The organism is Demequina sp. NBRC 110053, assembly GCF_002090095.1.
Classification (GTDB): Bacteria; Actinomycetota; Actinomycetes; order Actinomycetales; family Demequinaceae; genus Demequina.
The window spans coordinates 547,265-560,515 of the sequence record NZ_BBRJ01000002.1; the positions used below are offsets into that span (position 1 = coordinate 547,265).

Annotated in this window: 7 protein-coding genes; 3 read left to right on the forward strand and 4 right to left on the reverse strand. The window is 68.0% G+C overall.

From position 1 onward, the window contains the following. On the reverse strand, nt 1-4,798 hold a 4,798-nt coding region (locus tag B7K22_RS12310), incomplete at its 3' end, for a bacterial Ig-like domain-containing protein (RefSeq protein WP_234983278.1). 750 nt (nt 4,799-5,548) lie between these two features. Between B7K22_RS12310 and B7K22_RS02635 the strand changes: the two genes are divergently transcribed. Further along, complete coding sequence (locus tag B7K22_RS02635) at nt 5,549-6,742, forward strand: ROK family transcriptional regulator (protein WP_084038220.1); 1,194 nt, start codon at nt 5,549-5,551, stop codon at nt 6,740-6,742. Between the two features lie 193 nt (nt 6,743-6,935). Here the strand turns inward: B7K22_RS02635 and B7K22_RS02640 are convergent, their stop codons facing one another. The 3 genes from B7K22_RS02640 to B7K22_RS02650 form a co-directional block, all read right to left on the reverse strand. Beyond that, nucleotides 6,936-7,937, reverse strand: a complete 1,002-nt coding sequence (locus tag B7K22_RS02640; RefSeq protein ID WP_084038221.1) for a sugar phosphate isomerase/epimerase — start codon at nt 7,935-7,937, stop codon at nt 6,936-6,938. A gap of 40 nt (nt 7,938-7,977) precedes the next feature. Continuing rightward, entirely contained in the window at nt 7,978-9,144 is a 1,167-nt protein-coding gene (locus tag B7K22_RS02645; RefSeq protein ID WP_234983279.1) for a Gfo/Idh/MocA family protein, read from the reverse strand. Nucleotides 9,145-9,255: 111 nt separating this feature from the next. Next, a complete protein-coding gene (locus tag B7K22_RS02650) occupies nt 9,256-10,320 on the reverse strand; it encodes a substrate-binding domain-containing protein (RefSeq protein WP_084038222.1) in 1,065 nt (354 codons plus the stop codon). A 273-nt stretch (nt 10,321-10,593) separates the two neighbouring features. On the opposite strand from B7K22_RS02650, the gene B7K22_RS02655 reads away from it, so the two are divergent. Both B7K22_RS02655 and B7K22_RS02660 read left to right on the forward strand, forming a co-directional pair. Continuing rightward, nucleotides 10,594-12,114 carry a sugar ABC transporter ATP-binding protein gene (locus B7K22_RS02655; protein WP_234983280.1) on the forward strand — a complete coding sequence of 507 codons (1,521 nt, stop codon included), beginning with the start codon at nt 10,594-10,596 and terminating at the stop codon, nt 12,112-12,114. Next, a complete protein-coding gene (locus tag B7K22_RS02660; RefSeq protein ID WP_084038223.1) occupies nt 12,111-13,172 on the forward strand; it encodes an ABC transporter permease in 1,062 nt (353 codons plus the stop codon). Before B7K22_RS02655 ends, B7K22_RS02660 begins: the two co-directional genes overlap by 4 nt. Nucleotides 13,173-13,251: the final 79 nt, after the last annotated feature.

Below are 13,251 nucleotides of genomic sequence, written 5' to 3' on the forward strand. Positions count from 1 at the left end.
GCTCCTCGGAGACCGTGACGTCGAACGTCGTCGAGATCGACGTGTCCGCGTCGTAGGTCACGGTGAGCGTCACGTCACCAGCGGCCGACGAGTCGAAGCCGGTGACCGTGAACTCGTCATCGGTGAGCACCGTGGTCTCGCTGTCGGTCCACGTCGCCGTGACCTCCAGACCAGCCAGATCCAGGTCCTCGCCCACCAGGTACTCCGTCGTGGTCGGCAACTGCGTGACCTCGATCGACTCCACCGTGGCAGGCTCCTCGGAGACCGTGACGTCGAACGTCGTCGAGATCGACGTGTCCGCGTCGTAGGTCACGGTGAGCGTCACGTCACCAGCGGCCGACGAGTCGAAGCCGGTGACCGTGAACTCGTCATCGGCCAGCACCGTGGTCGCGCTGTCGGTCCACGTCGCCGTGACCTCCAGACCAGCCAGATCCAGGTCCTCGCCCACCAGGTACTCCGTCGTGGTCGGCAACTGCGTGACCTCGATCGACTCCACCACGGGGTCCTCGGTCGACGAGGGCGCTCCGACGTAGAGCACGTCGAGGTTGACGTTGCCGTCGTCGCCCGACTCGTAGCTCAACCGGATGGTGTTGGCACCAGCATTGAGGTCGATGTCACGGGTGACGGTCCCCCACTGGTTCCATGCCCCGGTCCTGGGGAGCTCCCACGCCGCGCGATCCTGGTCGTTGACGAACAGGCTCACGGTCTTGCCGCCATCGAACGGGTTGGGACCGTTCGCGTAGCGGACCGTCACAGGGTAGGTGCCCGTCTCGTCGACGGTGACCTCGAACGACACGCCCGCGCCGACATCCTCGATGCCGTCCACGAACCCCGAGCCGGAGTATCCCGCGTGCTCGGTGTCGGTATCTGCGGATCCGAGCAGCGTCGCTTCCTCCGCCTCGTACCAGTCGCTCTCGTCGTAGACCTTGACAGCGAACGTCGTCGAGATCGACGTGTCCTCGTCGTAGGTCACCGTGAGCGTCTGGTCGCCGGCGGTCGACGAATCGAACCCGGTCACCGTGTACACGTCATCAGGCAGAACCGAGATCTCGCTGTCGGACCACGTCGCCGTGACCTCCAGACCAGCCAGATCCAGGCCGCTTCCCGTCCGGTAGTCGGTCCGCGACGGAAGCTCCGTCACCTCGATCGACTCGACGAGGACGTCCTCGTCCGGGAGGCTGCCGACGTAGAGCGTGTCGAAGTTGACGTTGCCGTCATCGCCCGACTCGAAGCTCAGCTCGACCGTGTTGGCACCGGCGTCGAACTCGATGTCAGTGGCGATGGTGGCCCACCGGTTCCAGGCGCCGGTCCTCGGGAACAGCAGGTCCCCGCGGTCCTCGCCGTTGACGAAGAGAGTCACCGTCTTGTCGCCGTCGAACGGGTTGGGCCCGTTCGCATAGCGCACCTTCACCGGGTAGGTCCCCGCCTCATCGGCGGTGACCGTGACGGTCGTTGACGAGCCCTCGTTCCAGGTGCCGCCCACGTAGCCGGCTCCCGAGTACCCCGTGTGCTCCGTGTCGATGAACGCGCCGTTCTCCAGCACGCCCTCCTCCAGCTCGAACCAGTCGGATGCCTCGTAGACCGTGACGTCGAACGTGGTCGTGATCGACGTGTCCGCGTCGTAGGTGACCGTCAGAGTCACGTCACCGGCGGCCGACGAGTCGAAGCCGGTCACGGTGTACTCGTCCGCGTCCAGCACGGTCGTGGCGCCGTTGGCGCCCGACGCCCGAACCACCAGGCCATCGAGGATCAGATCACCGCCGACCAGGTAGTCGGTCGTGGCCGGAAGCTGCGTCACCTCGATCGACTCCACGTCGATGTCGGGGGTCTCGAGCTCCTTGATCTGGATGTCCCGGAAGGACACGGTCTCGTTCGCACCATGGTTCTGGATGCCCACGAAGCCCTGCGAGAGGTCCCGCGCTGGATCGGTGCTCGTGAAGTCGTTCACGAGGGTGCCGTTGAGGTAGACCTTGATGGTCTCGCCCTGCACCACGATCTCGTAGGCGTTCCACTGGCCCACCGGGTTGAGCGACTGCTCGACCGCGGCCGCGTCGGCGCCCTGGAACGTGTAGATCGCGCCCGTGGTGCGATCCGGCGCGTCCGTGGCGTCGATCTGGATCTCGTAGCCCTGGTTGATCGCGATGTTCGGATCGGTTCCGGGGTTGGGGAAGCCCACGAACACGCCTGCGTTGTGGTCCGCCACCAGCTTCCAGTCGAGCGTGAGGCTGTAGTCCTCGAACTGCTGCTCCTCGTACCACAGGAGGCCCAGGCCGCCAGAGGTCATCAGCGTGCAGTCCGCGGGACGTCCGAAGGAACCCGCTCCCGCGTGCCTCCACGCATCGAAGCTCGCGAGCGTGCCGTCGAACAGCGACGTGTATCCCTCGTCGGGCTCGACCGCCGAGCAAATGTCGAGGGTGTCGCCCACCGACAGAGCGTCGATGTTGACGTTGCCGTCATCGCCCTCGTCGTAGCGGACCGTCACGGAGTTGACGCCTGCATCGAGCTGCACGTCTCGGCTCGCCGTCGTCCAGGTCTTCCAGTCGGGGAGTCCGGCCAGGGCCCACGGCCCCACCTTCTCGCCGTTGACGTAGAGCGACATGTCCTTGACGCCCGCGAAGGGGTTGGGGCCGTTCGCGTAGCGCAGGTTGATCGGGTACGTGCCGGCCTCGTCGACGGTGGCCGTGAAGGTCACGCCTGCGCCGACCTCCTGGATGGCGTCCACGAATCCGGTGCCCGAGTAGCCGCTGTGCTCGGTGTCGACGCCGGCGGTGCCGAGCAGAGCCGACTCCTCGGCCTCGTACCAGCCGGTGTCCGGCGGCGCGACATACCCCGGAAGCGAGTTCAGCGTGTACCACGCCTCGGTGCTCCACAGCTCCTTGTCCGTCGCGGACTCGAAGGGACGCGGAGAGCGCACGTAGACCACGTGACCAGGCTCGAGGCCCTCGACCGCCACGGTCACGGTGGTGCCGTCCTCGGACACGGTGGCGTCCGTGACGAACAGCGTCTCCTCGCCGATCTTGGGACCGCCGTACTGGGCGGTCGGAGCGTAGCTCCACTGCTTGAAGGTGTACGCGTCCGCGATGTTCGTCGCGGTCTCCTCGGAGATGGGCTCCGTGTACTCGATCTCGAAGCCGCCCTCGATGACGCGCATCTCCTTCATGTCGAAGGTGTCTTCGCTCAGGGGAGAGAGCTTCTGCAGTCCATAGCGCAGCTTGCCGGACTCGCCCCAGTTGCCACCCTCGCCGGTGCCGCCGATGTACAGCGAGCCGTCCGGGCCGTAGATGACGCGGTTGACGCCCACCTCGAGGCCCGCGGTGTGACGGAAGGCAGCGCCCTGGTACTCGCCGTCGACCTCCTCGAGGAACGTGCGCTGCACGCCCCCGTAGGTCACGTCGCCGAACAGCATCTGCCCCGCGAAGTCGCCTTCCTCGACGAGCACAGGCGTGCTCGGCGAGTTGCCGATCTCGTTCTGCGGCAGCCACAGGGCCGGAGGCGTGACGGGGTTCGAGTCGAACGGTCCGGCCGGGTTCGTGTAGTGGTTGAAGAACCTGTCCTGCTTGACGTGAACGAGCTTCGAGCTCGGCAGCCATGCGCCCTGGTTGTCCATCGCGAAGATCTCGCCGTCGGGACCGAAGCTGATGCCGTTCGGCGTGCGCAGACCGCCCGCCACGTACGTCAGCTCGCCGGTCTCACGGTCGATCGCGATGGTGGTGCCGCGGTTCTCAGCAGGCTGCGGGTTGGTGGTCGCGCCGCCGTTGTTGATCGCGACCGACAGGTTGACGTAGAAGTTCTCGTCATCGTGGATGAGGCCGAAGGCGAACTCGTGGAAGTTGCCGCCGTCGGGCCACTCCGCGAGCGTGGTGTGCACGTCGTAGAAGCCGTCGCCGTCGGGGTCGGTCAGCTCGGTGAGCTGGTGACGCTCGGAGACGAAGATCGAATCGCCGATGACGTCGACGCCCATGGGGTTGAGCAGGTCGGTCGCGACCTTGGTCGCCGTGACGTCCTCAGGACCGTCCGCCTCGACTGCCCCCTCGACCAGGAAGACCTCGCCGGGCTCGGCGTCGGGGACCCAGCCCCCGGCGCTCACGGATCCGGTGGTGCTCACCAGTAGGTCGCCCTCGTCGTTGAACACCATGCCGGAGACCTTGGGCTCGAAGCCGTCGGGCCGGATGTCGACCAGTTCGTAGTTGGGGTTGACCGAGTCGAGGCGGAGGCCGTCGCCCGCCGTGTCGGTCGCACCCTCGCAGTACTTGAGGCCCGGTGCGGTCACGCGCACCACGCCCGCCTCGGTGCCAAGCGCGCTGAGCGGGATCGACTCGAAGCCCGTGGTGCCCGGGGGACTCCACTCGAGCAGCAGCCGCTGACCGCCGCCCTGCTCGAAGAACTCCACGAAGAGGTCGTGGTCGCCTGCAGTGAGCGACACGGTGCCGTCCACGCTCTCGGTCCCGTGGAGCCCGTCATTGTCGATGACCTGCGCCCCGTCGATGTGCAGAGCCGAACCGTCGTCGCTCGTGAGACGGAAGTCGTAGTCGCCGTCGGAGGGAACGGTCAGCTTCGCCGTCACGTGCGTCACGAAGTCATCCGAGCCGCCGAAGTCCGCCTCGGACTCCAGGTCGATCTCGGTGATGAGCCGGTCGACGTTGGGCGTCTGCCCGGACTTGAGCGTGCACAGCTGGCTCATGCCGGGAGGCATGTGGTACGTGCGCATCGTGGCGCCCGGCTCGTACGCCGTGTCAGCCGCAGCCGGGATGAGGCCCGCTCCTGCGACCAGGACGCCGGCGATGAGACCAGCTCCCACGGTTCGTGGCCTCGCAGCCGGACGCGAGTGGCGCCGGCTGCCGAGAGCGATGGTTGGGGGCATCGTTGCTCCTCTGTTGTCGGGGGGAGCCGACGACTCTGCCACAGTGCCATCATCGCCAGCAGTCAACCACCCTACGATAACTTCCTTTTCGCGACGTGTCTACAACTTATGCGTGCTGTTCGTCATTTTGGACTTCATGTTGGCCGGAGGGGGCGATCTCCCAGGGACAACACCGGCTGGGGTCGGCCCGCTGGGCCGCCGGAACGCGCGTTCCCAAGCGCAATCGGTCGAAACGATCTTTACGTCGCGACGCAGGTTACTTTTGCTCGATCGTCGTCGTAAGTGTGCCTGCTTCGGTGGCCTGCCGGACTCTCCGGCGCCCCGCAGGCCGCCTTATGCGACCACGCACGCGACACGCACGCCGAGCGCTGCGACGACGGAGTAGAGACGTGCGCTCGGACACAGGGCCGCGCCCGCTGCCGCTCGGTCGAGGCCGATCCGCGACGCGCATCGGCGCAAGTGACTGACAGCACCATCGCTCGCACCACCGGCGGTCGACTCACCCCGTGGTCTCCCCCACGGCCCCGTGCGCGCCCGCCGACGAGCGGCCCCAGGCCGCCTTTCGCGGCCGCCGCCCCCTCTCTGAACCCCGTCTGCGACCGCCGTTACGACGATGCCGACACAAAAGTCGCGACTTTCCGACCGTCCGGGGTCTCGCACGCGGCCTGCGACGGCTACGATCGAGGAATGATCGATCCTCGCGGGCAGGAGACCCTCACCGGGTCGGCACAGTCCGAGGTCTTCCAGATTCTTCGCGACGGCCACCCGCGCACACGTTCAGAGCTCGCGACCCTCACCGGACTCGCGCGATCGACGGTGGCCGCACGGGTCGACGCACTCCTGCGCGCGGGACTCGTGCGGCCGGTCGCGGATGCGGCGTCGACTGGCGGGCGACCTTCCCGCCAGTTCGCCTTCGACGGCGGGGGCCTCGGCGTCCTCGGCGTCGATGTCGGGGCGACCCACGTGCACATCGGCCTCTCGGATCTCCGCGGGGAGATGCTGAGCGACACCGCCACCTCGCTCGCTGTCTCCGAGGGACCCGAGTCGGTACTCGGCTGGGTCATCGACGAGGGGCGGCGCCTCCTCAAGGAGCGCGGCAACGGCGCGTTCCTGCGCGCCGTCGGCGTCGGGCTGCCCGGCCCGGTCGAGCACACCACCGGCCGACCGGTGGATCCACCGATCATGCCCGGGTGGGACCGCTTCGACGTCGCAGGCATGCTGGCTGAGGCCTTCGGCGTGCCGGTCCTCGTCGACAACGACGTCAACGTGATGGCACTCGGCGAGCGCATCAACCACTGGCCGGAGGTCGACGACCTGCTGTTCGTGAAGGTGAGCACCGGCATCGGAGCCGGCGTCATCAGCTCAGGACGGCTCCAGCGCGGCGCTCAGGGCATCGCCGGGGACATCGGCCACGTGTACGTGCCGGGCCGCGACGACGTCCAGTGCCGTTGCGGCAACGCCGGCTGCCTCGAGGCGATCGCGGCGGGGCCCGCCATCGCTGATGTCCTGCGTGCCGAGGGCTCTGAGGTCCACACGGTTCAGGACGTCGCAGCAGCGGTGACCCAGGGCGACGTCGCGGCGGTGCGCGCGGTGCGCGATGCCGGGCGCGTGCTGGGCCAGGTCCTCACCTCGTGCGTCAGCCTCGTCAACCCTGCCGTCATCGTGCTCGGCGGACCCATCGCCAATGCCGGCGACCACCTGCTCGCCGGCGCCCGCGAGGTGATCTACATGAGGTCGACGCCGCTCGCGACGGGCAGCCTGCAGATCGTGCGTTCGCGCGGCACGGCGATGGCAGCCGTCTCGGGCGCCACGTGCATGGCGATCCAGCATGTCCTGTCGGTGGAAGGCGTCGAGGCGCTGCTGCGCGACGCGACCACCTGAGTGCGCCAACGGCTCTCCACCGTGAGATCCGGCGCGGCCGCTGCCGAGCGCCAACGGACAGTCCGGGGTTCACCCGGCGAACGCCGGACGGTTGAACGCTGCCCGCGAACCTTGCGTCCGGCCCGGGAGACGCCAAACGGCGCGGCCCCGCCAGAGCAGGGCCGCGCCGCGGAGACGGAGCTGAGGTGGTGCGTCAGTCCTTCGAGCTGAACGCCGCATCGAACGCCGCGTCCGGCGCGTCGAAGGCAAGCCGGCGGACGAACTCCAGCGCCTCAGGCGCCCCCACGAGGCGGTCCATGCCGGCGTCCTCCCACTCGACCGACAGCGGGCCGTCGTAGCCGATCGCATTGAGCATGCGGAATGCGTCCTCCCAGGGCACGTCGCCATGGCCGGTCGAGATGAAGTCCCAACCGCGACGCGGATCCGCCCAGGCGAGGTGCGAGGACAGCCGCCCGTTGCGGCCGTTGAGTCGCTTCTTCGTGTCCTTGCAGTGCACGTGGTAGATGCGGTCCTGGAAGTCCCACAGGAAGCTGACGGGGTCGAGGTCCTGCCAGACCATGTGCGACGGGTCCCAGTTCAGGCCGAACGACTCCCGGTGGCCGATGGCCTCCAGCGTGCGCTTCGCCGTCCAGTAGTCGTATGCGATCTCGCTGGGGTGCACCTCGAGCGCGAAGCGCACGCCCACCTCCTCGAACACGTCGAGGATCGGGTTCCATCGGTCGGCGAAGTCCTGGTAGCCGGCCTCGACCATGTCTGCGGGCACCGGCGGGAACATCGCGAGGGTCTTCCAGATCGCCGATCCGGTGAACCCCACGACGGTCGAGACGCCGAGCTTCGCGGCCATGCGGGCGGTGTCCTTCATCGCCTCGGCCGCGCGCTGCCGCACGCCCTCGGGATCGCCATCGCCCCAGACCTCGGGACTGAGGATCTCCTGGTGCCTGCGATCGATCGGGTCGTCGCACACCGCCTGACCCGTGAGGTGGTTCGAGATCGCCACGATCGCGAGCCCGTGCCGGGCCATCAGGTCGAGTCTGCCCTGGACGTACTCGTCATCGTTCCAGCGGCTCACATCGAGGTGGTCCCCCCAGCATGCGAGCTCGAGGCCGTCGTAGCCCCAGCCCGCGGCGTGGGCCGCGACCTCGTCGAGCGGAAGGTCGGCCCACTGGCCAGTGAACAGCGAGATCTGTCGCGCCATTGCTGCAGTCCTTGTCTCTTGATTGTCTACGTCAGTGATGTCACGCGGCCGTCGAGGTCCACGCGCTCGCGTTGCCAGCGCTGCGCTCGACGGCGTCGAGCACACGCTGAACCTGGTAGCCATCGTCGAACGAGGGCGTGGGCTGCACACCCGCGGCGATGGCCTCGGCCAGATCCTTGACCTGGTGCGAGAACCCGTGCTCGTATCCGAGCATATGACCCGGTGGCCACCAGACGTCCAGGTACGGGTGACCGGCCTCGGTCACGTAGATGCGCTTGAAGCCCTGCTCCGTCGACTCCTCGGTGGCGTCGTAGAACTGAATAGCGTTCATGTCCTCGAGGTCGAAGAGGATCGCTCCCTTGTCGCCGGCGACCTCGACGCGCAGGGCGTTCTTGCGTCCGGTGGCGAAGCGGGTCGCCTCGAACACGCCGAGCGCGCCCGAGTCGAAGCGGCCGTGGAAGGAGGCGTAGTCGTCGACGGTGACCGGTCCGCGCTCCGCGCCCGCGGTGCCGGACAGTCCGTGTCCGTCCTGGAGCACCGGACGGTCCTTCACGAAGGTCTCCAGCACGCCGGAGACGTCGGAGATGGACGAGCCCGTGATGAACTGCGCCATGTCGATCGCGTGAGCGCCGATGTCGCCGAGCGCGCCGGATCCGGCCTTGGCCTTGTCCATGCGCCACGTGAGCGGCGCCTCGGGGTCGGCGAGCCAGTCCTGGAGGTACTGAGCGCGCACCTGGCGAACGGTGCCGACGGCGCCGCGGGCGACGAGGTCGCGGGCGAAGCTCGCAGCCGGCACTCGACGGTAGGTGAAGCCCACCATGGCGAGGGCGCCGCCGGGCGCTGACGCCGCAGCCTCGGCCATCGCACGGGCCTCATCCACGGTGTTGGCGAGCGGCTTCTCGCACAGCACGTGCTTGCCGGCCGCGAGTGCTGCGATGGCCATGTCGTGGTGCAGGTGGCCAGGGGTGACGATGTCGATGACGTCGATGTCATCGCGGGCCAGCACGGCCTCGAAGTCTTCGGATGCCTCAGCCCAACCCCACTTCTGGGCGAGGGCGGCGTTCTTGGCTGCGTCGCGGCCGACCATCACGGCCATCTCGACGGGGGCGGGGAGGTCGAAGAACCGGGGAGCGGTCCTCCACCCCTGGGAGTGTGCGGCGCCCATGAATCCGTTCCCGATCATGGCGACGCGCAGCGGCGCTGGCATCTAGGTCTCGCTTTCTCAACTATGGTGCGGCGGCAGTCGATGTGACTGGGCCCGTGTGACAAGGCCGATGTGGCGGCCGCCCCCGAGAGGGCGACCGCCACACCGTTGACGTCAGGACTCGAAGCCGATGTCCATGTAGTCGTCGACGTTCTCCGCGGTCACGACCGGCGCATCGAGGACGATGCGGCGCGGGATTCCGGGGGAGACCAGGTCACCCATGTTCTGGTCCTGCGCCAGCAGTCGCGCAAGGGCGATGCCGTCAGCGGCCTGGGTCGACGGGTAGATGACGGTCGCCTCGAGGACGCTCTCGCCAGAGGCGATCTCCTCCATCGCGTTGAGCGAGCCAGCGCCGCCCACCATGAAGAACTCGTCGCGTCCAGCCTCATCGATCGCCGCGAGGACGCCGATGCCCTGGTCGTCATCGTGGTTCCAGATGGCGTCGAACTGCGGGTTGGCGGAGAGCAGCTGCGCCGTGACCTCCTGGCCGCTGTCGATCGTGAACTCGGCTGCGACGCGCGCCGACACGGACAGGCCGCACTCGGCAAGAGCGTCGTTGAAGCCCGCCGTGCGGTCGGTCGTGAGCTGGAGCGAGTCGATGCCGGCGATCTCGCCGATGATCGCGTCGGGGTTGTCACCCAGGCGCTCGCACATGTACTCGCCTGCGCTCACGCCCATGCCGTAGTTGTCGCCCAGGATCGTGACGCGCGCAGCGTCGGTGGACGAGAACTCACGGTCGACGTTGACGACGGGCACGCCCGCGTTCATCGCGTTGATCGCGGCCTCGGTGAGCGCCGCGCCATCGGTCGGCAGCAGCACGATCACGTCGACGCCCTCGTTGACGAACGTCTCGACCTGGCTGATCTGCAGGTTGGCGTCGTTCGTGCCCTCGGCCACGCGCAGGTCGACGTCGTCGTAGGACTCCGCCTCCGCGATCGCAGCAGAGTTGATCGCACCGAGCCAGCCGTGGTCGGCCGCGGGGCCGGAGAAGCCGATGACGACGGTCTCGCCGCTGCCACCCTCCTCGGGGGCCGCCGACTCCTCGGAGCCGTTCTCCTCGGTGACCTCGCCCTCGCCGTCGTCGCCGTCTGAGCTGCAGCCAGCCAGCAGGGCGATGCCTGCGAGCGCTGCGCCGGTGCCGGCCAGCATCCGCTGTCGCCGGGTCCGGAATGCGTACATGGTGTTCCTCCTCTAGAGATCACTGTCCTCATTGCCAGTGAGCTGAGTCACGCAGTGCCGGGATTCGCGGTGCGATTCGGCTCGTCGTCCACACTGACTCCGTCAAGGTAACAGAGCCCAGGGCTCCGCGCACGACTTTTGCATGCGAGCCGTCATAACGGTTTCGCAACGAAGGAGATTCTCTCGCGCGCGCGTAGAGAACCAGTGCAGTGGCGCGCGGCGCACGCGGAGAGAGGCTTTCGACGGCTCTTGGCGCTGTGTTATGTTCTTCGCGTGATCGAAGACGACCACCCCGTGTCATTACTCGAGGTCCGGGGCCTCATCAAGAGCTTTGGCGCCGCTCGCGCCCTCAAGGGCGTGGACCTGGATGTCCATGCCGGCGAGGTGCACTGCGTGCTCGGCCAGAACGGCGCCGGCAAGTCCACCCTCATCAAGACCCTCTCCGGGGCGCATCAGCCCGACGAGGGCGAGATCCGCTGGAATGGCGAGGCGGTGACCATCGCGAACCCGGTGGCCGCCCTCGAGCTCGGGATCGCCACGATGTATCAGGAGCTCGACGTGGTCGGGGGCCTGTCCATCGCGGAGAACATCTTCCTGGGCCACGAGCTCGCTCGCGGCGGAGTGATCAGCCGGAGGGAGGCGGCCAAGCGCACCCGCGAGCTCATGCAGCGGCTTGGCCACCCCGACCTGTCGCCGTCGCGCGAAGTGGGCACCCTGTCCCCCGCCAACCAGCAGATCGTGTCCATGGCGCGCGCTCTCTCGCACGACATCAAGCTGATGATCATGGATGAGCCCAGTGCCGTCCTCGACTCCGAGGAGGTGAACAACCTCTTCCGCGTGGTCGAGGAGCTCACCAACCAGGGCATCGCCGTCATCTACATCTCGCACCGGCTCGAGGAGATCGAGCGCATCGGCGACCGGCTCACCGTCCTCAAGGACGGCGCGTCGGTGGGGTCGAACCTCCAGGTCTCCCAGACGCCCACTCGCGAGCTGATCTCGCTCATGACGGGCACCGACATCGAGCACGCCTTCCCGCCCCGCGTCCCGATCGCGGATGACGCCCCGGTGGTGCTGGAGGTCGAGAACCTCACCCTCGCCGGCGTGTTCGAGGGCGTCGACCTCTCCGTGCGCGCTGGCGAGGTCGTGGGACTCGCCGGCCTCGTGGGCTCCGGGCGCTCGGAGATCCTCGAGACCATCTACGGCCACCGCAAGGCGACGGCCGGCTCCGTCAAGGTGAACGGGAAGAAGCTCAAGCCAGGGTCGGTGTCGTCCGCCGTGAGCGCGGACGTCGGCCTGTCCCCTGAGGAGCGCAAGAGCCAGGGTCTGCTGCTCGAGGAGCCGATCTATCGCAACGCGACCCTGTCGACCTTCACCCGCTTCGCCAAGGCGGGCCTGCTCGACGAGGCGGCCGAGCGACGCGCCACCGAGGAGCAGATGAAGGCTCTCGAGCTGCGACCGGCCGAGCCCAACCGCATCACTCGCACCCTGTCCGGCGGCAATCAGCAGAAGATCATGCTCGCGCGCTGGCTCATCCACGGCACCGAGGTGCTCATTCTCGACGAGCCCACCCGCGGCGTCGACGTGGGCGCCCGCCAGGAGATCTACCGCCTGATTCGCGATCTCGCCGAGGCCGGGACGGCCATCCTCATCGTCTCCTCGGAGATCGAGGAGGTCCTGGGGCTCGCCGATCGCACCCTCATCATCGCCGACGGGCACGTGCTCGCCGAGCGTTCCACCGCCGACATCGACGAGCACGGCGTGCTCGACCTGGTCATGAAGGGAAGTGCCGCGTGAGCGAGCAGACCACCACACCCGACGCGAGCGGCCTCCCGGAGGGCCAGACGCCTTCCGCACCGGAGCCTGAGCAGCGATCGGACAACCCCCTGAAGAGGTTCTTCGCGAGCCCTGCCGGGCGCAGCGTCGGCCTCGTGGTCGCGCTCCTCCTGCTGGTCGCGGTCGGCGCCATCACCGCTGGCGAGAACTTCATGAACCTCGACAACCTCCTGGTGATCGTGCGCTACGCCGCCGTCATCGGCGTGATGGCGATCGGCATGACGTTCGTCATCACCGCGGGAGGCATCGACCTGTCGGTCGGCTCCGTGGTGGGGCTGTCGTCGGTCATCGCCACGCTGGGCGCCATCCAGACCGCCTCGGAGGGGTTCTGGCCCCTCATGGTGTTCGTGGCGATCGCCGTCGGCGTGATCACGGGCCTCACCAACGGCCTCATCATCGCGTACGGCAAGGTCGTGGCGTTCATCGCAACGCTCGCGATGCTCGTGGGCGCGCGCGGACTCGCGGAGATCATCTCGGGCCGGTCGACGCAGGTGGTGAACAACCGCGGCTTCCTCGACTTCTTCCGCGGCGACTTCCTGGGCATCGACTGGATCGTGTGGATCTTCGTGGTCGTGGCCATCGCCGGATGGTTCCTGCTCAACCGCACCACCTTCGGTCGTCGCACGGTCGCGATCGGCGGCAACCCGACCGCGGCTCGCCTCGCGGGCGTGAATGTCAAGCGTCACATGGTGTACCTGTACATGATCTCGGGCGCGTGCGCCGGCATCGCGGCACTGATCACCCTCTCGCGCACGACCGCCGGAACGTCGACCCACGGCCAGCTGGCCGAGCTCGACGTCATCGCGGCCGTCGTCGTCGGTGGCACGCTGCTGATCGGCGGTCGTGGCACCATCGGCGGCACGGTGCTGGGCGTCATGCTGTTCGCGGTGCTGGTGAACGTGTTCACGCAGAACAACCTCTCGAGCTCGTGGCAGCTGGTGGCGAAGGGCATCATCATCGTCGTCGCGGTCATGCTCCAGCAGCGCTTCGCGAACCGCGAGGGCGCCACATCGACCTGACCTGGTCCCCCCTAGGCTGAAGGCCGCCTCCCCGACGCGGGGAGGCGGCCTTCGGTCTTTCGGGCACCGGCCGTTCTCA

Excerpts from the sequence above, each read along its gene's own strand:
- B7K22_RS02640 (WP_084038221.1), bottom strand. The coding sequence starts at position 7,937 with ATGGCGCGACAGATCTCGCTGTTCACTGGCCAGTGGGCCGACCTTCCG.
- B7K22_RS02635 (WP_084038220.1), top strand. The coding sequence starts at position 5,549 with ATGATCGATCCTCGCGGGCAGGAGACCCTCACCGGGTCGGCACAGTCC.
- B7K22_RS02650 (WP_084038222.1), bottom strand. The coding sequence starts at position 10,320 with ATGTACGCATTCCGGACCCGGCGACAGCGGATGCTGGCCGGCACCGGC.
- B7K22_RS02645 (WP_234983279.1), bottom strand. The coding sequence starts at position 9,144 with ATGCCAGCGCCGCTGCGCGTCGCCATGATCGGGAACGGATTCATGGGC.